This is a genomic window from Flavobacterium sp. M31R6 (assembly GCF_013284035.1).
Classification (GTDB): Bacteria; Bacteroidota; Bacteroidia; order Flavobacteriales; family Flavobacteriaceae; genus Flavobacterium.
On sequence record NZ_CP054141.1, the window covers coordinates 1,434,143 to 1,457,182 of the forward strand.

Annotated in this window: 17 protein-coding genes and 2 tRNA genes; 13 read left to right on the plus strand and 6 right to left on the minus strand. The window is 36.1% G+C overall.

Features of this window, described 5'->3' with window-relative positions; translation table 11 throughout:
• Window positions 1-140 precede the first annotated feature (140 nt).
• Window positions 141-422 (plus strand): 4a-hydroxytetrahydrobiopterin dehydratase, encoded by a 282-nt coding sequence (locus tag HQN62_RS05845; protein WP_173503647.1) that lies wholly within the window; start codon window positions 141-143, stop codon window positions 420-422.
• Window positions 423-481: 59 nt separating this feature from the next.
• On the opposite strand, the gene HQN62_RS05850 is transcribed toward HQN62_RS05845, so the two are convergent.
• Window positions 482-970 (minus strand): DUF1761 domain-containing protein, encoded by a 489-nt coding sequence (locus HQN62_RS05850; protein WP_173503648.1) that lies wholly within the window; start codon window positions 968-970, stop codon window positions 482-484.
• Between the two features lie 275 nt (window positions 971-1,245).
• Between HQN62_RS05850 and HQN62_RS05855 the strand changes: the two genes are divergently transcribed.
• The 11 genes from HQN62_RS05855 (at window position 1,246) to HQN62_RS05905 (ending at window position 18,741) form a co-directional block, all read left to right on the plus strand.
• Window positions 1,246-2,100: a leucine-rich repeat domain-containing protein gene (locus tag HQN62_RS05855; RefSeq protein ID WP_173503649.1), complete on the plus strand. Its 855-nt coding sequence runs from the start codon at window positions 1,246-1,248 to the stop codon at window positions 2,098-2,100.
• 814 nt (window positions 2,101-2,914) lie between these two features.
• Complete coding sequence (locus HQN62_RS05860; protein WP_173503650.1) at window positions 2,915-6,043, plus strand: SusC/RagA family TonB-linked outer membrane protein; 3,129 nt, start codon at window positions 2,915-2,917, stop codon at window positions 6,041-6,043.
• 111 nt (window positions 6,044-6,154) lie between these two features.
• Window positions 6,155-7,627, plus strand: coding sequence for a RagB/SusD family nutrient uptake outer membrane protein (locus HQN62_RS05865; RefSeq protein WP_173503651.1), 1,473 nt, complete (start codon window positions 6,155-6,157; stop codon window positions 7,625-7,627).
• An 18-nt stretch (window positions 7,628-7,645) separates the two neighbouring features.
• On the plus strand, window positions 7,646-9,565 hold the full coding sequence (locus HQN62_RS05870; RefSeq protein WP_173503652.1) for an arylsulfatase: 1,920 nt from the start codon (window positions 7,646-7,648) through the stop codon (window positions 9,563-9,565).
• A gap of 196 nt (window positions 9,566-9,761) precedes the next feature.
• Window positions 9,762-10,829, plus strand: a complete 1,068-nt coding sequence (locus HQN62_RS05875; RefSeq protein ID WP_173503653.1) for a sterol desaturase family protein — start codon at window positions 9,762-9,764, stop codon at window positions 10,827-10,829.
• Window positions 10,810-11,538, plus strand: a complete 729-nt coding sequence (locus HQN62_RS05880) for a thioredoxin domain-containing protein (RefSeq protein ID WP_173503654.1) — start codon at window positions 10,810-10,812, stop codon at window positions 11,536-11,538. The genes HQN62_RS05875 and HQN62_RS05880 overlap by 20 nt, the downstream gene beginning before the upstream one ends.
• Window positions 11,539-11,787: 249 nt before the next feature.
• The gene (locus tag HQN62_RS05885) at window positions 11,788-12,870 is read left to right on the plus strand and encodes a formylglycine-generating enzyme family protein (protein WP_173503655.1); all 1,083 of its coding nucleotides are present in this window, start codon (window positions 11,788-11,790) and stop codon (window positions 12,868-12,870) included.
• Window positions 12,871-12,902: 32 nt separating this feature from the next.
• A complete protein-coding gene (locus HQN62_RS05890) occupies window positions 12,903-14,165 on the plus strand; it encodes a YeiH family protein (RefSeq protein ID WP_173503656.1) in 1,263 nt (420 codons plus the stop codon).
• A 268-nt stretch (window positions 14,166-14,433) separates the two neighbouring features.
• Window positions 14,434-15,261 (plus strand): leucine-rich repeat domain-containing protein, encoded by an 828-nt coding sequence (locus tag HQN62_RS05895; protein ID WP_173503657.1) that lies wholly within the window; start codon window positions 14,434-14,436, stop codon window positions 15,259-15,261.
• Window positions 15,262-15,827: 566 nt separating this feature from the next.
• The gene (locus tag HQN62_RS05900; protein ID WP_116796008.1) at window positions 15,828-16,748 is read left to right on the plus strand and encodes a family 2A encapsulin nanocompartment shell protein; all 921 of its coding nucleotides are present in this window, start codon (window positions 15,828-15,830) and stop codon (window positions 16,746-16,748) included.
• The gene (locus tag HQN62_RS05905) at window positions 16,732-18,741 is read left to right on the plus strand and encodes a family 2A encapsulin nanocompartment cargo protein cysteine desulfurase (protein WP_173503658.1); all 2,010 of its coding nucleotides are present in this window, start codon (window positions 16,732-16,734) and stop codon (window positions 18,739-18,741) included. The genes HQN62_RS05900 and HQN62_RS05905 overlap by 17 nt, the downstream gene beginning before the upstream one ends.
• A 56-nt stretch (window positions 18,742-18,797) precedes the next feature.
• Here the strand turns inward: HQN62_RS05905 and HQN62_RS05910 are convergent, their stop codons facing one another.
• Together HQN62_RS05910 and HQN62_RS05915 are read right to left on the minus strand one after the other, a co-directional pair.
• The gene (locus HQN62_RS05910) at window positions 18,798-19,967 is read right to left on the minus strand and encodes an acyltransferase family protein (RefSeq protein WP_173503659.1); all 1,170 of its coding nucleotides are present in this window, start codon (window positions 19,965-19,967) and stop codon (window positions 18,798-18,800) included.
• Window positions 19,968-20,102: 135 nt separating this feature from the next.
• Complete coding sequence (locus HQN62_RS05915; RefSeq protein ID WP_173503660.1) at window positions 20,103-20,981, minus strand: LytTR family DNA-binding domain-containing protein; 879 nt, start codon at window positions 20,979-20,981, stop codon at window positions 20,103-20,105.
• Window positions 20,982-21,314: 333 nt separating this feature from the next.
• Between HQN62_RS05915 and HQN62_RS05920 the strand changes: the two genes are divergently transcribed.
• Window positions 21,315-21,620 (plus strand): hypothetical protein, encoded by a 306-nt coding sequence (locus tag HQN62_RS05920; protein WP_173503661.1) that lies wholly within the window; start codon window positions 21,315-21,317, stop codon window positions 21,618-21,620.
• A 130-nt stretch (window positions 21,621-21,750) separates the two neighbouring features.
• Here the strand turns inward: HQN62_RS05920 and HQN62_RS05925 are convergent, their stop codons facing one another.
• From HQN62_RS05925 to HQN62_RS05935, 3 genes are all read right to left on the minus strand, one after another.
• Complete coding sequence (locus HQN62_RS05925) at window positions 21,751-22,449, minus strand: pseudouridine synthase (protein ID WP_173503662.1); 699 nt, start codon at window positions 22,447-22,449, stop codon at window positions 21,751-21,753.
• Between the two features lie 303 nt (window positions 22,450-22,752).
• Window positions 22,753-22,825, minus strand: a tRNA-Met gene (locus HQN62_RS05930).
• Between the two features lie 35 nt (window positions 22,826-22,860).
• A tRNA-Met gene (locus tag HQN62_RS05935) sits at window positions 22,861-22,933 on the minus strand.
• Between the last annotated feature and the right edge of the window lie 107 nt (window positions 22,934-23,040).

The window sequence follows — 23,040 nt, forward strand, 5'->3', positions numbered from 1 at the left end:
TCTAAAAAAAGAATAAAAGTAATAATCGAACTCCGATTTGAATTTTATGAATTCTGTAATTATTCTTTTTCAAAATCTTAGAATCTTAGATACTTTGAATCTCAGTATCTTTTCTCTAACTTTATAGAAAAGAAACGATTATGCAAACATATAACGAAGAATCAGCAAGCCCCATTTTGGAAAATTTAAAAGATTGGCATTTCAAGAAAAATGCCATTGAAAAAGATTTCAAATTTAAGAACTTCTCACAGGCACTTGGTTTTATAGTGCAGGTTGGTGTATTGGCCGAAAGGATGAATCATCATCCTGAACTTTTTAATGTATATAATAAAGTGAATATTCGTTTGAATACACATGATTCGGGAGGAGTGACCACCAGAGATTTTGAATTGGCAGGTCAAATTGAAAGTTTGTTTCAATAAAAAAAGCCTTATTTCTATAACGTATAGAAATAAGGCTTACTTATATTTTTAGCTTTGATTTACAACCATCCGCAAATCAAAGTTCCTATAATAGTCAAGGTAACTATCCAGTATCCGGCGTGTATGCAAATATATGTCCAAGATTTTCTTTCGAATAAACCGTTTATTGCAATTATTGGGAAAGCAAAAAACAAACCGGAGATGAATCCATGTAAAGCGCCATGCTTGAATGTTCTAAAGGCAGTACCGTAATCAGCCATGAAAGCTTTAAATGAAGGAAGCGCTTCGTTTATTTTGGCGTATCCACCTATCATGCTCATAGCTCCTGTTTGATGTATTGTTAATGACATCTCAACAAGTACGATAAGAAGAGAGAAAATATAGGTCAAGCCAAAAATCTTCAACATATTTCCTTTTTGCAGTTCCTCTTGAGTGAGGCCAGTTTCTTTCATCCATGCAGTACCGAAGACTTTTGGATTGTACCAAATAAATCCTACTACTAATGTTGCTAATGCACTTACAAAAATTGCAATCCAATTCATTTCCATAATTTAAGGTTTTAAGGTTATGCATCAAATGTAATTAATTTTTTGATATGTATTTTAAGTCTTTAAAATGTAAATTAAGTAATATAAAGACTATATATATTATTAAAACATGTATTTAATCGATTATTTTTGTATTTAATAGAACTTTGTCATTACTTTTGTTGTATTAAACGTAAACATAAAGATTATGAAAGGAGCGTGATTCTAAATTGGTTGCAAACACCAATGATGATATGCAAATTACATATGACCGACAAAACAGTAAATATCTACATATGAAAAATATCATTACATTATTTCTTACAGTAGTCTTTTCGATTTCGTTATTGGCAAACGTTCCAAATGCCGAGAAAAATATTTTGATAAAATTGAATCAAAGTACAAATGGTAGCCAATGGAAAGTAAAATGGGATCTGAATGCGCCCGTTTCAACTTGGTACGGTGTTAAAATTCAAAATGATAAAGTAGTTGGAATCGATCTTTCCAATAATAATCTGGTAGGGACATTACCCAATGAAATTACCGATTTGAAAAATTTAGAAGAATTAAATTTGTTTAAAAATCAAATCTCAGGGACAATCCCTGAAAAGATTGGAAAATTGAAAAACTTAAAAGAATTTAATCTTTCTTTTAATAAGTTATCAGGAACAATACCGAATTCCATTTGTGAAATACCTCATTTAAATACATTAATGCTTTTCATGAATAGGCTTTCAGGAGAATTACCTAATCAAATTGGGAATTTAAAAGAATTAGAAGTTGTGTCTTTATTCAACAATGAATTATCTGGTCAACTTCCCGCGTCATTATATGAACTAAAAAATCTAAAAGAGTTGGTCTTGAGCAGTAATAAATTTTCGGGACAGATAAGTTGGAATGTAGAAAAATTAAAATCACTCGAAAATTTAAGTTTGTTTGACAATAAAATGAATGGACACATCCCATATACAATTGCAAAATTGGATAATTTGAAAAGTGTTAATTTATCTTATAATTCTTTTTCTGGCGCTGTGTCTCAAGCTTTAGCCCAAAAAGAAGGTTTTAATCTTACGATGATTAATGAATCCGGTCTTGCATTCCAGTTGGAAGTGTCGAGTAGTGCCAAAGGTGTTTTGGCTGCAGATGAATAAACTGCAAAACAATAAATAAATTGGTTTAGTTAGTAATAATAGTTTTTTATGGTTGCCAAAAGCGCAGTAGTTTAGTTTCTAAATTACTGCGCTTTTTTTGTGCACTTTTGATTTTATTTTTTTGAATACAACCTAATTTGTTGCAGTTTTTTCTTCAAAATTTAAATTTTGTCAAGGTTTGACTTTATTTATGGCTTTAAAAGCCATTTTTTTTATAAATGCTAATTGGATTTCTTAGCAAATCACCTTCTGAATTAGATGTAATTTTCTGTTTTTAAGGGTTTTATACTTGATATTTAAAAGGGGTTAACATTTTTTTAGTAAATAGTTATCATTTTTTTTGGTAGTTAATATTTTTAACTTACATTTGTCTATAGAAATAGTAGAGTTTAAAAAACGATATTAACACTAAAAACTAAAATTTTGAAGACAATCAAAAACATCTCTTTTTTGATCAAGCAAGGATCTTTATCATTCGACACTCTTCGTCGAATGTGTTGTTGCTGTTAGTATTCTTCAATTTATACCATCTTCCATTTTTCTAATGATCAATTTAAAAATAATTTATACAGATAGATATAAATTATTTTGATTGCTTGGTATATCCTTTTTTCAAAAAAAACAATATTCAATCCGAATAATAATATTAATAAAAAAAGAAATAAAATGAAAAAACGAATGTGTTGTAGATAAAAAAAAGCCATTTCTGCGGCAACAGAAATGGCAGGCTTAAAAAAATGTTATCGTTAGTCGGAAAATGAAAATTGATTAAATCAGTTTTCAAACTCCTTATTTATTAAACCAAAACAAAGTAATGAAAAAAATATTATATAATCTTTTATGGATTGGCATTTTTCTGATTTCAGTCGGAATCTATGCCCAAAACACTAAACCACTTATCCAGTCGAAACTTGACGGAACTGTAGTTAACAAAATCACGAATCTGCCTGTTGCAGGAGCTACTGTGACTATTAAAGGAACCACGCACGCAGTGGTAACAGATACTGAAGGTAAATTTTATTTTCAAACGGGTCAAAAATTCCCTTATACCTTAGTCGTAACTTATATAGGGTATAAGAAAACAGAATACATTGCAGACGGAAGCCCAGTTATCATCAATTTGGAGGAAGAACTTCAAGAACTCAACGGATTAGTGGTTGTAGGATACGGTTCTCAAAAGAGAAAAGACATCACAGGTGCCATAGCCTCTGTTCCCAAAGCAAATCTAAATCAAGTTAGTTCTTCTGCCGATAATTTATTGAGAGGAGCCGTGCCTGGAGTGGTAGTTACCCAAAGTTCAGGTCGTCCTGGAGCTACTTCAAGTGTACGAATTAGGGGAGGAAACTCAATTACTGCAGGTAATGAACCTCTTTATGTTGTAGACGGAGTATTGATTTATAATGACAACAATGATGGTACTGCTGGAGTGAGTAATGCCGGAGCGGGTGTTAATGTGCTTTCTACAATTAATCCTGCCGATATTGAGTCTATTGAAGTATTGAAAGACGCATCAGCAACTGCAATTTATGGTTCACGTGGTGCCAATGGAGTAGTCCTTATTACTACCAAGAAAGGAACAAAAGGCTTGGATACCATTTCGTACCAGGGATATTTTGGAGTACAATCAGTTTCAAAAAAGCTCGATTTGCTTGATGCTGCACAATGGGCAAGTTTGCGTAATGATGTTCAGGCGAGTATAGGACAAGCTCCTTCATTTACGGCTGAACAGATTGAAGCCCTTAAAAAATCAGGTGGATATGACTGGCAGTCGGCAGCTTTTAGAACTGCACCAATTCAGAGTCACCAACTAACATTTTCAGGAGGGGATGACCGTTCCAGATACGCTGTTTCAACAGGCTATTTTGATCAGGATGGAGTTGTGATTGGAACTGATTTCAGACGAATTTCACTTCGTGCCAATTACGAAAAAAATTATTCACAAAAATTTAAATTTGGAGTGAATGTCAATTATTCCAATTCAATATCGAACGGTATAGGAACCAATGGTGGTACGGCCGCCGGGAGACAGCCTAATCCATTAGTTGTTGCATTATATACGCCTCCTGTTGTACCTATTAAGAATGCTGATGGGAGCTATAATTTGACTGATAATCCGTATTCGACAGCTGTAAATGGAATTATAGGCAACCCTATTAATGATTTGGAAAGCACTATCAATGAGACCAAAATTAATAGAACTTTGGCCAGTCTGTTTGGTGAGTATAAAATCAACAAAGAAATTACTGCTAAAGTTGCTGTTAGCGGAGATGTGATTAATACCAAGCAAAATTACTATGCTCCATCAACGACTACAACTGGAGCAGGAACCAAAGGACTTGCCTCTGTTGGTGACAGATTAGTAAGCTCGGTATTGAATGAAAACACTTTGAATTACAATACCCATTTTGGAGAAAAAAACAAGTTTTCGGCTTTGGCAGGATACACACTTCAATACACTCAAGGAGAAGTGGTTAATGCTGGTGCAAATAAGTTTGTAAATGATGCTAATACCTACAATGCTTTACAAGATGGTGTAGCGGTAAAACCCTATAGCGATGCATTCGAAAGCGTATTGAAATCATGGTTGGCAAGAGCAAATTATTCTTATGATGGGCGATACAATCTTACCGTATCGGCACGAGCTGATGGTTCTTCAAGATTTGGCTCGGAATCGCTTTGGGGTTATTTCCCTTCAGCAGGTTTTTCTTGGAACATAACCGAAGAAGATTTTGCAAAAGACCTTAAAGTAATAAATGATGCTAAACTTAGATTAAGTGTTGGAACAACTGGGAACCAGGAAATCGGCAATTATCTTTCCTTGGCGCAAATAGGTTCTGTAAATTATGCTTTTGGAGGTACAATACAAACAGGGTTGGCGCCAACTCGTTTAGCAAATCCAGATTTGAAATGGGAAAAAACAACACAATATAACATTGGTTTGGACTTAGCACTTTTAGACAGAAAAATCAATTTTGTTTTTGATGCCTATTACAAGAAAACAAATGATTTATTAATAAATGTTCCTATTCCGTTGACTTCTGGTTATTCTACAGTTCTACAGAACATTGGAGGTGTTGAGAATAAAGGTATTGAAATTGGCTTGATTACCGAAAATATAAAAACTGAAAACTTTTCATGGAATTCTAACTTTGTGTTTTCATCCAATAAAAACGAGGTAGTGGAGATTGGAAATGGAGTTAACCAATTTTTTCCAGTAGTTCCAAATGGATCTTTATTACAACAACAACCCGTAACTGTAAAAGTAGGATTGCCTCTAGGTACTTTCTGGGGATACAAAACCAATGGAATTTTCCAAACACAGGAAGAAATCAATACGCAACCTAAAATAAACAGTCTTGCCAACACAAAAGTGGGTGACCGAAAATATGTAGATACCAATGGAGATGGAGTAATTACCGCTCTTGACAAAGGAAATCTTGGAAGTTCACAGCCGAAATTTGTTGGAAGTTTCAGTAACACTCTTTCTTATAATAACTTCGATTTGCAGTTTTCTTTCCAAGGAGCTTCTGGTGGTAAAGTATTCAATGCCCTGAATCAGCAATTGGAAATCTCCACTCTTGGAACCAATGCTGCTGCTACCTTATTGGATCGTTGGACTCCTACAAATCCAAGCAATGAAATCCCTAGAGCAACAAGCTCGCCACTGGGAATAGTTTCTGAACGCTATGTGGAAGATGCCTCTTTCTTGAGATTAAAGCTTATAACATTAGGATTTACATTTCCGAAGAGCATTTCTTCAAAACTGGGAACCCAGAGCATAAAATTTTATGTATCTGCCGAAAACTTGGTTACCTGGACGAAATACACGGGCTATGATCCAGAGGTAAGCTCCTATGAACAAAATAATTTATATCCTGGAATTGATTTTGGTGCTTATCCAAATTCAAGAACATTCATTTCGGGTGTGAACGTAACTTTCTAAGTAAAATAAAAAATAAAGTGATGAAATGAGCTTAACTGTAAATTGGTCATAAACACCAATGAAGATATGCGAATTACATCTGACCGATAAAAAAATAATAAATATCTACAGATGAAAAAAATAATAATAACATTCCTATTAAGTGCCACGATATTAGTATCGTGCACGGAGCTGGAGGTAACACCAACCTCTTTTATAACCGAAGATAATTTCTTCAAAACTCAAGATGATGCGGTTGCAAGCGTAACAGCAGTATATGCCTCATTGAGTATTGATCCGGGAGAGCAAAGTTTATTCGGAAGAAATCTATATTTCTTGACCGATATGGGCTCCGATTATGCTGCTGCAGGAGTTTCGGCTACGAATCCTCAAGTAAGGGCATTAAGCAGTTTGACTCATGATGCCACTTCAGATCGTGTACAAGTGGCTTGGCGCCAAATTTATAACGGAATCAACAGAGCCAATATAGCTATTGATAATATTCCAAAAGTAGCGGGTTCTGAAGTTGTAAAAACAAGATTGATTAATGAAGCTAAATTCATCAGGGGGTTATTGTACTTTCAGGCGGTTCGCCTTTGGGGTGGGGTTCCGATAGTTTTGCATGAACCAACTTCCATTCAATTGGAAAGCCTAAAATCAAAAAGAGCTACTGTGGACGAGGTTTATGCGCAAATTATTTCGGATTTGACGGATGCGCAAAGTTTACCTTCTACATATCCGGCAAATGAGGCTGGGCGTGCTACTTCAGGAGCTGCAAAAGCGATTTTAGCCAAAGTGTATTTGACTAGAAAAGATTGGCCAAATGCAATTCTTAAAACCAAAGAAGTCATTAATGGCGGTTACGGATATGCCCTTTTTGAAAATTTTGCAGACATATTCAATAAAGCGAAAAAGAATGGAAAAGAACATATTTTTTCTGTTCAGTTCGAACCGAATCAAGCGGGGAATGGTTCTAGCGGCAGTACTTTTCAAGCGACTTCTTTTACCGGATTTACGGCCACGGAACCAGCTGATATTATTTCGGATGTAGCCTTGTTTTATGATATCTATGCGGCTGGAGATACTAGAAGAGATGCGAGTTATGTAAAACAATTGATCAATCCTGCTACTGGAACACTTTATACTTTCCCGAAGCCACTCTTTAAAAAATTCCTGGATCTCACAAACTTAGCGACACCATCGAATGTGGCTATTAATTTTCCGGTGATTCGCTATGCAGATATCTTATTGTCTTTTGCGGAAGCGACCAATGAGCAAAGTGGACCAACAGCAGAGGCTCTTGAAGCAGTGAATCAAGTTAGGAGAAGGGCTTTTGGAAAAGCAATTTTAATTCCGGACGCAACAGTGGATTTAGTAGGACTTACAAATGTGCAGCTAAGAGACGCTATTCGTGAGGAACGCAAAAAAGAATTCGTTCAGGAAGGGCAAAGATGGTACGATTTAGTGCGTTGGGGAATTTTGGTTAGCGAAGTGAAAAAAGTAACTGCCAAAAATTCTGTTTCCGAAAGAAATAATTTGTATCCAATTCCTCAAAGTGAACGCAACATTGACCCAGTAGGGTTACCACAAAATCCAGGCTATTAAACTTAAATTATATAAAAAATGAAAAATTTTAAAATCAGCTCAAAATTTAAAAGCCCTCAAAAAGGGCTACTAGTTACTGCTTTGCTTGTAGCACAATTTAGCATTGCTCAAAATAAGGCGGATGGAAACTATAAAGGCGTTATCGGTAAAACATTGGCAGAATCCAAAGAATATTGGCCAGAGCCTGTAAAAGCGCCAGCTGGTGCACCAAATATTGTTTGGATTTTGCTGGACGACGTTGGATTCGGGGCTTCCAGTGCTTTTGGAGGTTTAATTCAAACTCCAACTTTTGATGCCTTGGCAAATAATGGACTGCGATACACGAATTTTCATACCACGGCAATTTGCGCTCCAACTCGTGCGGCATTATTGACAGGAAGAAATTCAGGAAGAGTTCACGTTAGTGGTTTTTCACACACTATTTTATCGGCAGGTTTCCCAGGTTGGGACGGAAGAATTCCGGCGGATAAAGGAACTATAGCTGAGATTTTAAGGGAGAATGGTTACAATACTTTTGCAGTTGGTAAATATGGAGTGACTCCAGATGAAGATGCTACCGATGCAGGACCATTTGACAGATGGCCAACAGGTAAAGGATTTGATCATTTCTTTGGTTTCTTAGGTTCTCAAACCGATCAATACAATCCTGATTTGGTAGAAGATCAGGCACATGTAAAACCGGATGGACGCCATTTAACAGATCAAATTACCGATAAGGCCATTAGCTATATTACTAAACAACAAAAAGCGGCACCTGGAAAGCCATTCTTTTTATACTATGCGCCAGGAGCTGTCCATGCACCACATCAAGTTGCCCCAGAATGGAGTGATCAATATAAAGGAAAATTTGATGAAGGCTGGGATGTTTATCGTGAAAAAGTGTTGGCAAATCAAAAGAAATTGGGCGTGATTCCTGCCAATGCAGTATTACCGGAACGCAATCCACTAATTACTGATTGGAAAAAATTGACCCCAGACCAAAAGAAAGTGTATGCAAGATTTATGGAAGTGTATGCTGGATATCTTACCTATACGGATCACGAAATTGGAAGAGTGGTAAATTATTTAAAAGAAAGCAATCAACTGGATAACACCTTGATTTTTGTCGCAATTGGCGATAATGGAGCCAGTAAAGAAGGTACTACCCAAGGTACAATTAGCCAAAATCTTTTTGCTCAAGGGGTTTCTGATGAAAAAAATCTTCAGGATAATTTAAACAACATAGGAGAAATCGGTACTGCAAAAGGATTAAATACCAACTACCCTTTGGGATGGGCACAAGCTACAAATGCCCCTTTCAAAAATTGGAAACAAGATGCACATTCAGAAGGAGGAACTCGTAATCCATTGATTATTCATTATCCAAAAGGGATTAAGGAAAAAGGAGGAATCAGAAACCAATATAGCCACGTAACGGATATACTTCCTACTACATTGGAAATTGCCGGAATAAAAGCACCAGAATATATTAAAGAAATTAAGCAAGATGTAATACAAGGATCTTCTTTATATGCTTCTTTAAATGATGCTAAAGCCGAGTCATTACACAAAGTACAATACTATTATATTTTTGGTAACAGAGCCATTTACAAAGATGGTTGGAAAGCGGCAGCGGCACATCTTCCTGATTCTTTTGCCTTAAAAAATTCGTTGGGCAAAAATGAAAAACCGGTAGCCAGTAATTTTGACGCTGATGTTTGGGAATTGTACAACTTGAATGAGGATTTTAACGAGCGTGTTAACTTGGCTAAAAAGTATCCTGAAAAATTGGAAGAACTTAAAAAATTGTTTGATGAGCAAGCCAAAGAGAATAACCTTTATCCGTTAATTGATTGGCAAGATGTATTTGCCAGAAGAATACATAACCCTACAGGAGATAAAAACCAAAATCTTCAGGAATTGATTCATAAAGCAACCCAAGCAGGTAGCACTAATTAATAACTCAATCTGGAATTCAGGTCTTTTATTAGAACTTAAAAAAGACCTGATTCTTTTAAAATTCAGAGATATGAAACTAATAGATTTTCAAATAATAGGAAAAAAGATTGTCGTCGGGGCGATTGTCTTTTTAGTGCCGCTAGTTATTTTGGCTGGTGGCTTGGCATTAGTAAATCATTTTTTAAAATAGTAAATCATGGCATTAGATCAAAATTTAAAAAGAAAACTAACAAGAGATTTGAGTATCAGTTTTTTGTTGTACAGCTTGCCGGTGTTGGCAATTTACCTTTATTTTAAATTAAATAACGGTATCGTAACAGAATCACACCTTACATTGCCATCGTTTTTGGAATTTGCAAAACCGGCGTTTGAGAACATTCGCACTTGGGGTTTGGTTGCTTTTATGCTCGTTTTAGGAGTTGTTGAATTTGCGGCAGGTTTATATGACGACCAATGGACAGGAACAGAACGTAAAATAGATATTGTTTGTTTTTTGGCGCCAAAACTGCTTTTGCCTCCTGTAATTGCTTTTTTTAGCTTAACTGCTTTACCATTTTTAATTCCAAATTTGGCGAATACACTTTCATGGGTTCCGTTTTGGGGAGGATTTTTCCTGATTGCTATAGCTGATGATTTAACCCAATATTGGTATCATCGTTTGCACCATCAGGTACCGTTTTTATGGCGTTTTCATAGAACTCATCACTCAGCTCCATATATGGGAATGGCGATGGCTTCGAGACAAAACTTTATTTATACCGTGTTTTTCTCCCAAATTTACTTGACGGCTACATTGACGTTTTTAGGATTAGGATTGCCAGCCTTGTTCGTTACGGTGATAAAAAGTTTCATAACATTGGGAGCACATTCGAGTATTGCTTGGGATAAACCCTTTTATAAATACAGAATTTTGCATCCTATCGCTTGGGTTTTGGAACGCTTTATTTCGACTCCAGCTACTCATCACGCGCATCATGCCGATACAAGCGGTGACGGAATTGGTCATTTTAAAGGCAACTTTGGAAATATGTTTTTCCTATGGGACGTGATTTTTGGAACGGGTTTAATTACTCGCAAATTTCCTCAGTCCTACGGAACGAAATCGTACAAACAGGAAGAATGGTATGCACAGTTTTTGTGGCCGATATTCAAATCTAAAAAAGAAGGAAGCCCATTGGCAGAAGGTGTTATTGCTTTGCCAATTTCTCAAAAGAAAGAATCCGTTTCATCAAATCCAAACCGATATGAGCCAGTTCAATCTTAAAAGATTTAAAAATAGTGTCACTGCGGTAGTCTTGTTCGTTGCGTTGGGTGCTTTTGCCCAAAATCAAAATACGATTACATTGCCGTTGGATGCTTTTTATACAAAAATAAAAAGTCAAAAAAGCCCACAGATAATTGATGCCAGAAGTCCCGAAGAGTTTGAATTAAACCATATTGAAAGTTCGGTTAATTTTAATCTGCAAACGGAAAATTATGCGAAATATGTTGCTCAATTGGATAACTCAAGACCAGTTTTTATCTATTCAATCGGTGCAGGGAGAAGTAACGCATTGGCCAAAGAATTATTGAAAAACGGTTTCTCCGATGTACACGATTTAGAAGGAGGAATTGCAGCTTGGATAGGAGGAGGAAAGCCTTTTTATACCAATTTGAAAAGTAAATTATCATTGGCGGAATATAAAAAAATCATAGCCGACAACAATGCCGTTTTGGTCGATATCGGTTCCCGTTATTGTGGAGCCTGCAAAAAAGTAAAACCTGTTTTGGAAACCATCAGAGCTCAATACGGAACCAATTTGAAAATTATCGAAATTGATTTGGAAGAAAGCCCACAAGTCATAGCCGATTTGAAAACGGTTAACGTATTTCCAACTTTGATTTTGTATCAAAACGGTAAAATTGTTTTCAAAAAAGACGGTTTGGGTGATTTGAAAAAGGATGTTGATTTGGCTTTGGCCGTAAATAAATAAAAATAGTCATCAGTTGTTCCCGAAAGGGATAAGTAGTGGAATTAAGGTAAGTTTTTTTGGTTATTTTGACCGAATGGAGATTCGAGTATTATCAAATAGGTAAAGCGAATCACATGATGAGCAATAAATGTGATTTCTTTAAATGATTGTGAGAAGCTGTTGGAAATTCGGAAGAAAGTTTTAGGTAGGTTTGGGCTTAGTTTTAATGACATTATGCTTTCGGGGCGACGGATGATGAATAATAGAAACATGAAGATATATAGTTTAATAGCTGGAATTGTTTTGTCGGGTTTAAGTTCTGCTTTTGCGCAAGAAAATAAATCTCTGTCAGTTGTGGCTACAAAAGAGTGTCAAGCATTTTGCAAGGCAAACACTTCTAAAAAAGCTTTGTTGCTACGGGCAATGACAAAGAACGTTCCAGAAGCTCTTGATGCTACTTCAACCATTGGAATGGTTTGGGTTGCATCTGGTGAATTCAATATGGGAACTAATGATTATCCTGATGCAAGGCCTATTCATAAAGTGAGTGTCAAAGGGTATTGGATGGATGAAAATGAAGTTACGAATGCCCAATTTGCCGCTTTTGTGCAAGCAACAAATTATGTGACAGTAGCCGAAAGGCCATTGAATCCAGCTGATTTTCCGGGTGTACCGGTTGAAAATCTAGTGCCGGGCTCTGCGGTATTTTCACCGCCAACGGAGAAAGTGTCTTTGGATAATATTCAACAATGGTGGAAATATGTACCGGGTGCCAGTTGGCAGCATCCAACAGGACCTGAAAGCAGCATCGTTGGATTGGACAATAATCCTGTAGTCCAAATTAGCTATGAAGATGCACAAGCCTATGCGAAATGGGCTGGTAAACGACTCCCGACCGAAGCCGAATGGGAGTTTGCTGCGAGAGCTGGAAGATCTCAAACGAAATATTATTGGGGGACAGATCTTAAGCCAAACGGTAAATGGGCTGCCAATATTTTTCAGGGGAGTTTCCCAAATAATAACACCGCTGAAGATGGTTTTATAGGAGCTGCACCTGTAAAGTCTTTCCCTAAAAATCCTTATGGGATCTATGATTTGGAAGGAAATGTATGGGAATGGTGTAGCGATTTATATCGTGACGATTATTATAAAGACAGTCCCAGTGATAATCCAAAAGGGTCTTCGACTAGTAAGGATTCCGAAGAACCGGGCGTCGAAAAACATGTTCAAAGAGGCGGATCTTTCTTATGTAGTGATCAATATTGCATTCGATACGTTGCGGGAAGCCGCGGAAAAGGAGAAACAACAAGTGCCTGTAATCACTTAGGGTTTCGATGTGTGAAGGATAAATAATAAGATTAAGTTCTAAATAAAAATTTTTAAAAATGTCACAAAACGCAAAACAATTTGCTATTCACGAAGATTGGACGGTAGTAATCTTAGGTTTTCTGATTATTGGGTTATCGCTTTCGGTTTTTCTTCTTCCGGTTCCTGTTTTTAAATGGGGGAATTATGAAGAACTTGCCGAAAATGTTTTTGGCTTAGGTAATTTGAAAACGCTTTTACAACAATTTATATACTTGTTGGCGGTAGGGTCTTTTGGTATTTTTTTGACTGGAAAATCGATTAAGAATTTTCTGCTTGGATTTCCTGCCGTCTATTTTTTAACCATTATTGCATTGATTATTGCAGGAAATGGGCAGGTCAAAGCACTCAATTTGGAAGCGGTGATTTTTAGTCTTTTTATAGGCTTATTCATCGGCAATTTTTTTAAGCTTCCAATTTGGTTTCGTTCAGCACTTTCTACCGAGCTTTTTGTTAAAGTTGGATTGATATTATTGGGTACCAGTGTCATTTTTTCGGATATTCTAAAGGCAGGTCTTTTGGGATTAACACAGGCTTTGGTCGTGGTATTGTCTGTTTGGTATTTTGCCTTTTGGTTGTGTAAAAAATTAAAAGTAGATGATGAACTGACGATGATGATATCCAGTGCTGTTTCTATTTGCGGAGTTTCGGCAGCAATTGCAACCTCTGGAGCCATCAAAGGAGATTCAAAAAAACTTTCCTATGTGATTTCTATGGTCTTGATTACAGCTATTCCCATGATGATTTTTATGCCAATTATAGCAAAGTATTTTAACTTTCCAGAGGAGGTTACCGGAGCTTGGCTGGGAGGAAGCATTGATACTACAGGAGCAGTGGTTGCCTCTGGAACGCTGGTAGGAGAGACTGCATTGAAAATAAGTACAATTGTTAAGTTCTCACAAAATGTGCTTTTGGGTATTGCTGCATTTGCAATATCCGTGTACTGGACATATACAAAGAATGAATCGTCGGAGGCTATCGAATCCAAACCGACCTTAAGTATAATCTGGGAACGTTTTCCAAAGTTTGTACTTGGATTTATAGGAGCTTCTTTGCTTTTTTCATTTTTTGTGTTGTCGGAGACAAGAGATGAGGTGAAAGACAGCTTGAAAAACCTGCAAGGCATTTGGTTTGCTTTGGCTTTTACCAGTATTGGTTTAGAGACCAATTTTAAAGATTTATTCAATTTAAATAGTAAAAAACCGTTCTATGCTTTTTTACTAGCACAAACGTTTAATGTTATCATTACTTTAATCATTGCCTTTATTTTGTTCGGTAAATGAGTACAATAAATAGGCTTTTGGAATGGGACAATTCCTGAGCTGTACAGTAAAATTAATTCTGTTTTTCATACGGGACAGAGTTAATTGATTTTGGGTCATACTTGATTTTTTTTTTTTGTAAGTGCAATAATTCATTTTTTGAATTGTTGCACTTTTTTTGTAAGATATGTATTCGTTAAATATTTTGTTGTGTTAATTTGTCGATTTTTTTTGTTGGTTAGCGAACTTTTTAATTATTTTTGAAGCAATGAATATTTAAGTAAAGCAAATGAGTAATAAAATTACACTTATTTTTACCGTACTATTTTCACTTTCAGTTTTTGCTAATGTTTCGCAGGCAGAAAAGGATGTCCTTATAAAATTAAACCAAGCTACCAATGGTGCTAAATGGATTAATAAATGGGATTTTTCTTTGCCAATGAACAAATGGTACGGAGTAAAAGTCGTTGACGATAAGGTAATTTCGATAAACTTAAACAACAATAATTTGACGGGTCGTATTCCTGTTGAGATTACTAATTTGTTGAATTTGCAGGAACTAAATTTGGGTACCAATTTATTGAATGGTGAAATTCCCCTCAATATCGGCAATCTGAAGAATTTGCAAATATTGGACCTTTCGTTTAATAAATTGACCGGTTTTATTCCTGTTTCAATTTGTACTTTGCCTAATTTAAAAGTATTAGTACTGGATCGAAATATATTGTCTGGTGAATTGCCTCCACAAATTGGAAAACTTGCGATGTTAGAGAATTTATCATTATATGAAAATTCGTTTCAGGGACAATTACCTGTTTCTTTTTACGAGTTAAAATCATTAAAATCGTTGTCTTTATATTCTAATAGATTTACCGGAAAATTAAGTCCGGCGATTGGTAATCTGGTATTATTAGAAAATTTAAACCTTTTTGACAATGATTTTAGGGGGCAAGTTCCATTAGAATTGGAGAAATTAATTCATTTAAAAAAAATGAATATATCCTATAATTTGTTCTCGGGACTAGTTTCCAACAGATTGTCATTATTGGATAAATTGAATATGACCATGCGAAATGAAGTAGGAAACGTAGTTTCATTACCCGTTATTAAAGGGTAAAACATTTTTGCAAGGATTGAAGAGATTGAAAGTTGTTTGTTTTAATACATTTAGTTAGAATACCCTGTAACCTCATACATTACAGGGTTTTTCGTTTTTTGTACGTTACGATAATTGTGTTTATTGTTTATTCTTACTCTTTTTTTCTTTTATAAATAATGGTAAATGGCATAATGTTCGCAAAAAAGCCACTCTAGCGATAGTGAATGGACAAAGCAAATGTTCCTGCTCCAATATCAATAGTCGACTCTAGCTTATTGAATTCTTGTTTTTTTTAGTATTAAAATTTTAATTATTTAAATTATTGTTATTGTGATAGTTATATAATTGTGCTAAATTAGTGAAGAAAATAATGCATTCTTTTTTTATGCATTCTTGATTGGAAACAGTTTTTTTGAGAGTCGTGCTTTTCAGATTAATGGTCAATGAAACTCCTCTTAGAAATTGGCTCTTTTCTTTTTGATTTGGTTTGAAATTGCTTGACATGATTATGTACTTGTTGTGTTATTTTGAATCAACCTTGTCCGTGATTTAGTAATATTAGATATAACTTAATAAATAGAACAATGGCAGAATTAAAAAAACAGCAAACTGCGTTAGGAGACGCAGCAGCGAGACAGTTAGCAATTGCAACCCGTTCGGTTCCTCAAATGGGAACAATAACCCCAAGATGGCTCACGCACCTTTTGCATTGGGTTCCTGTAGAAGCAGGGGTGTACCGTTTGAATAAAGTAAAAGATGCGACCCATATCGAAGTGGATTGTTCGGCTAGAGATGAACGCTCACTTCCCAATACATTTGTGGATTATATCGATAACCCCAAGGAGTATAATTTGGCAGCGGTTCAAACGATTGTTGAAGTACATACCCGTGTTTCGGATTTGTACAGTAAACCATATAACCAAATTACAGAACAATTGCGCTTGGCTATTGAAACTATTAAGGAAAGACAAGAAAGCGAATTAATCAATAATAAGGATTATGGTTTATTGAGCAATGTGGTTCCTTCCCAAATTATTAAAACCAGAACGGGAGCGCCTACGCCAGATGATTTGGACGAATTGCTGACCAAAGTCTGGAAAGAGCCCGGTTTCTTCTTGTTACATCCTTTGGCTATTGCCGCATTTGGCCGTGAATGTACCCGTCGCGGAGTTCCGCCGCCAACAACTTCTATGTTTGGTTCTCAATTTCTTACTTGGAGAGGGATTCCGCTAATTCCTTCGGATAAATTACCGATTAAAAACGGAAAATCTAAAATCATATTGATGCGCACTGGAGAAAGCCGTCAAGGCGTAATTGGACTTATTTTGCCTGGATTGCAAGGGGAACAATCTCCTGGATTATCCGTTCGTTTTATGGGGATCAACGAAAAAGCGATTGCTTCCTATTTGGTATCGTTGTATTGTTCATTGGTAGTTACTGTTGATGATGCAATTGCGGTGCTGGAAGATGTGCAAATAGATAAGTACCATGAATACAAATACTAACAATTTCGGATTGCCGAATATTGAGGATTTGCAGCATTTAGCCAATGAGTTGTTCAGTGCTTTGCCCAACGAATTTCCAAAAGAGATTTCCTTGAGCCCAGATCATAATGAACATCCTCGCGCCACTAAAATAGCCGAAACACTCCTCTCAGCCGGTAATTTAGGTCAGGTAGAAACCATATTTTCGGCAAGTAGCCATGATACTTTAATAGGGCAATCGGGTTATGCACCGCCTGTAATTCCAAATCAGGCTGGAAGTCCTTTGGTTTTTTCTCAATCTCCTCCGTCGATGGGAGGTTTTGGTGGATCTCCATCGGTTGGGTCATATGCTAATATAGCACCTATAGGGGGATCTCGACATCCCTTTTCGAGTGTTTCAGATCCTGCTTTTTTTGAGCAAGATCTAAATGGAATTGATACTTCAAAATATGCATTGGGAAGTGGAGAAGCGCCGTTTGCAATCGGTACAGGTAATAACGTCAAGATGGAAGATCCACAAACTGGATTTTCTGATTTGAATTTAAAGAATAAAAAAGAAGAGTCGTCCTATTTGCCATTTGAATACGAAGGAGCTTCTTTTGAGGCAGAATTAAAAGCGGCATTGGATTTGGTAAACACCAGTTTTGGTATTCCTTTGGAAAAAGGGGCAGTCGGATTCGAACAAAAGAGCAGTTATTATTTTTTGGATCAAAACCCGTTTGCTTTTGATTCCAGAAAACCTGTGATTTCATCTGTTGTGCCTATTCAACCACAATCCAGAAGCGGATGGGTTGGGTCCAATTTTGATGCTAATTTAATTAAGAAAGATTTCCCGATTTTGAGTGAAACAGTAAATGGAAAACCATTAATTTGGTTTGATAATGCTGCGACCACCCAAAAACCAAAGTCAGTGATTGATCGTGTTACCTATTTTTACGAACATGAAAATTCTAATATTCACCGTGCAGCGCATGAGTTGGCTGCACGTGCTTCAGATGCTTATGAAGCAGCCCGTGAAAAAGTAAGGAGGTTCCTGAATGCAGGTTCTGTAAATGAAATTGTATTTGTTCGAGGAGCAACCGAAGGAGTCAATTTGGTAGCTGAAAGTTGGGGAAACCATAAACTGGTGGCCGGAGATGAAATCATTGTCAGTCATTTGGAGCATCATGCCAATATTGTTCCTTGGAAGCGGTTAGCCGATAAAAAAGGACTAAAATTGAGAGTGATTCCAGTGGATGATGACGGACAAATTCTGTTGGATGAATATGCCAAATTATTAAATTCTAAAACTAAGTTGGTTGCGTTTACCCAAGTATCAAATGCATTGGGAACGGTGACGCCTGCCAAGCAAATGGTCGAAATGGCTCACGCTGTTGGGGCCAAAGTGCTATTGGATGGAGCTCAATCTGTTTCGCATATGAAAGTTGATGTGCAGTATTTGAATGCTGATTGGTTGGTTTTTTCGGGTCATAAATTATTTGGCCCAACAGGAATTGGTGCTTTGTATGGTAAAGAAGATTTGCTGAATGAAATGGAACCTTACCAATCCGGCGGGAATATGATCCAGGATGTGACTTTTGAGCAAATAAAATATCACAAAGCGCCCAATCGTTTTGAAGCAGGTACCGGAAATATTGCGGATGCGATAGGTCTTGGAGCAGCGATTGACTACATTTCGAAAATTGGGATTGAAGCGATTGGACAGTATGAGCATTATTTGTTGGAATATGCCACTCATTTGCTCAAACAGATTCCGGGAGTGCGATTGATAGGCACTGCGGCCAATAAAGCGAGTGTGCTTTCGTTCACTTTGGAAGGATTCACAAATGATGAAGTTGGAAAAGCATTGAATAGGGAAGGCATTGCTGTGCGCACGGGACATCATTGTGCACAGCCTATTTTGAGAAGAATGGGAGTGGAAACCACCGTTCGCCCTTCATTAGCTTTTTATAATACTTGTCAAGATGTAGATGTGTTTATAGAAACGCTTTGGCGATTAAAAACGAATAAATAAATGGTAAAACCTCAAGATTGTCTTGAGGTTTTTTGTTTGATTAAGTTGTCCTCTTTTTACAAGATAGAACGAGACGATTGATGAAGAAACTCAGGTTCGGATGTTTTTTTTGTATTCTGTAAGCCAAAAAGAGGTCGAATCAAGAACCATCTTCTAATTAAGAAATCATAAATTATCCATGACAGTAAAAATGTTCCGATGGACATTATCGAAAATTTAAAGAAAGAATTCCACTGTGAATTCATTAAGTAATACCCTAAAATCACCGTTATCGTTTGGTGCAGTATGTAAAAAGGATATACAGCTTCATTACAGTATGCTAATGTTTTACTGGGTTTGTTGAGGTATTTTGAAGCATAACCAAACAGCGTTAGAATCCAAGACCAAAAAGAGAAGACTTTGATTAAGGCTTCAGTAAAATGTCTGGCATAACCATCCTCAAAAGCGGTGATGATACACATTAGCAATGTAAAACCAATGATTCCGCATTTTAAATAGGTCTTTCTGTTTGCTTCTACTGTTTTCCAAAAAGTTTCTTTGACGGAGATTAATAAGAAGCCAAAAAAGAATAAAGTAATGCTATTGATAATCACGAACCAATCGCCAACCAAAGCGTGAGTTTCTTTAAAAAAAGGTTCAATAAAGGTTTCTATTAAATAAAGCGGAACTATAAACCAATATAGACCAAATCTGGTACTGCTTATTTTTGCGGTAGTTTTTAAGATAAAATTATTCGGGTTGTTACGTAAAAATATAAAGACAGGAATCAATACCAATGAGAACAACAATAAGTAAGGTATAAACCATAAATGATGCCAACTCAAATTCCCAACGGGATATGTTCCAATAAACGCATGCGAAGGCCAAAAGGCGAAATAACTTCCTTCAATCATCCCTTTTGAAAACTTTTCAAGATACACTTGTGGAGGCACGATGACCAACATTCCAAAAATTAATGGGAGCAGTAATTTTTTGGTTCTTTCGAAAGCAAATTGAACTGCCGTTCTTTTCGAAAGGGCATAGGATGTTCCCATTCCGGAAATGACGAAAAGGATAGGTAGTCGCCATTGGTTTAAAAATAACATGGGATATTTAATCCATTCGTAGGTAATGTTATTTTTGATGTGCCACTCCCAATCTGGAGCCACAAAAAACATTCCAACATGATAAAAAATGAGTAATCCAAATACTATTACTCTAAGCCAGTCTAAGTCATATCTACGCATAATTTCTAAAGTTTTTTGCAAATGTGTGAGCAAAAAAACAACGCTGCAAATTCTTGTTCTGAATCGCAAGATTATGTGACGAAAGGCATTGTTCTGGGATGGTTGGCAAGGTTTTGGGACAAACAACAAAGTTTTTTATCGCGATGCAGTTGCTGTTTCGAATGATTGAATGAAGTTTCTGGAAACGGGAACGGTATCAGAGCTGCCTTTTAATTGAACTTTATATCCTTGCGCATTTCCGGTAACCTTTTCGATGTAATTCAGGTTTAATAAAATCGATCGATGGGTTTTAATGATAAACGGAAAAGTACTCAATTGCATTTCCAGATTTTTGATAGGGATGCGTTTGATGAGTTTTTGAACTTTATCTTCTTTTTTGAGGAATATTTCTGCATAGTTTCCTTCGGCTTTGGCGTAAATAAAACTATAGCTTTCAAAAACAAATTTCTCCGATTTGACTTCGGTTTCAATAGTGACTGATGTGTTGTTTTGGATTTCCTTTACATCAGTTATGGAGGAAGAAATACGGTCTGCTTTTTGACTGTTTTTAAGTTGTTGTCTGTTTAAATTGATTGAGATGATGATTGGAGCAAGGAAAATACCAGCGATAAATGTATTGGAAATTTCCTCTATAAAATACCTCCAAGACCAATTCATGGGATTGTTATAAATTACATCGCGTATCAGAAATTGCGTGATTCCAGTAAAAAGAAGCAGAAAGAAAACGAGGATACATTCATTTTTGATTTTCCAGTCGTCAGTCGCTTTTGGAAACAGTTTACAGATTAATGCAATGCATAGCAATACAAATATAGGGGAGAAAGAATGAATGCAACATATCCAAAAATAATGCATTTTCTGCTCTTGAGGGTTTACGTCAAAAGGCTGGAGCATGTAGTTGAAAAAAAAAGAAATCAAAAAAAATACAGCTGTTATTTGAAGTAGTTTTTTGCCTTCATAGTAAAACGGATATGGCTGTTTCAAAAAGTTAAGAAGTGATGTTTTTTGATTCATTTTTTTATTTGTCTTATGAGATGCTATAGTTGCTAACCTATTTGTGTCTTGCAGAATTGTTGATTTTAGGCCAAAACAAATATATGTATAATCGTACTAACAGCAAACAATTAATAAGCTGCCAAACGTAGTTTATCCACCGAATAATTTATGAAAATTTTACACACTTAATTTCATTCAGAATCATTTTATTAATTAGCTTTGTTATAAACTGATAATTTAACGGTCGTTATTCTATCATTTTCTTATTTTTAAAAGCTTTAATAAAGAATTCAGCGAATATAGAGCTGAAACTATAAACTTTAATTTAACCACATTTTAATCTTAAATAATATGGTAGTACAGTATCAAGGGGAGCAAAACGGAATCCCGACAACATTCACTTTAAGAATCATCGGAAACAATCTATCGAAAAGTAGTTCGAATTACCAAATTGATTTATTGGTAGGCGACAAACAGTTGCCAACTTTTACGACATTAATTCACCAGAGTTTGTCTAATTGTTTGAAAGAAATTTACTTGTTCAGAAAACACAACGGTATCAAGTTTAATGCGGCTTCAGAGAAAGTAGCACCAAAATTAGTCCCTTACGATTTGGTTTTATACAACGCTCATAAGCAAGGCTTGTTTGCTGCATAAAACAATTTCTTAAATGCGTAGAAAAGACTGTTCAATGAGCAGTCTTTTTTTTGTGGGTTGGGATGAGGTTTTTGAATCGGATAAATTTCGCCACGGCGGATATGAGCCCGATGATTGACAAACTATTATTCTATTTATACTTACTCAAATCTAGATTAAGAATAGTACCTACTCTGCTAAACTCATCATTAATCTTTGCATTCAAGATTAGTTGTTCATTTTTTATTGGATGATTAAAAATTAACTGATGTGCATGAAGCATCATTCCTTTCAGGTCATAATTCTCCAACCATAATTTATTTTGTTTGTTACAGCCATGTGGACGACTTCCTAAAATGGGATGGAAAATATGCTTGAAATGTTTTCGTAATTGATGCATACGTCCAGTTTCAGGAATCGCTTCTACCAAACAATATCGTGATGTTGGTTGATTATTAAATTCTAACTCAACTTCGGCATTTTGCAAACGATGAAAGTATGTTATTGCATTTTGTTTAATGTCATCATCATTGGTTAAATCATAATCAATCGTTAGTTCTTCGGGTGACCAACCACGTAAAATTGCTAAATATTTTTTTTCGACTTCGCGTGTGGCAAAACGATCATTCATAATTTTCAAAACCTCTTTGTTCAACGCAAATAACAAGACACCAGATGTTTTGCGGTCTAAGCGATGAATAGGATAAACGTGTTTCCCTCCAATTTGACTTCTCAATTCTTGAATAGCATAAACTTTTGCATCGCGCGCATAAAATGATTTGTGAACTAACAATCCACTTGGTTTATTAATTGCTATAATATATTCGTCTTGGTAAAGAATTTCTAACATTTGGCAAAAATTAAAGAGGTTTTGATTAAAATCACTTTTAGGACTTATTTGTTTCTATACTTTTCTCCGCAGCTAGCGCGAGCGCAATGTCATTAAGTTAAGGAAAAAAATAAAAAATAGCACGCAGATTCAGCAGATTTTTTTCTCATTTTTCTGCGGAAATCTGCGAAATCTGCGTGAAAAAAATAGTTTTTCCTTAACTTAATGGCATTGGGCGCGAACGTCCCGCTCGTGAATGAAACGAGATGTTTACAAAGATGGTTAAAACGAAAAAAGCTCCAGATTTCTCTGAAGCTTTTCTAGTAGCGGGAACAGGACTCGAACCTGTGACCTTCGGGTTATGAGCCCGACGAGCTGCCTACTGCTCTATCCCGCGATGTGCGTTTTGTAATCTCAATAAGGCTACCTTAGTAGCGGGAACAGGACTCGAACCTGTGACCTTCGGGTTATGAGCCCGACGAGCTGCCTACTGCTCTATCCCGCGTTGTTTCGGGTGCAAAGATACGCCGAATTTTGATAAATCCAATGAAAACTTTAAAAAATGTTTTATTTCCTGTATTGACTTGATATGACTACCTTTGCACCATAAAT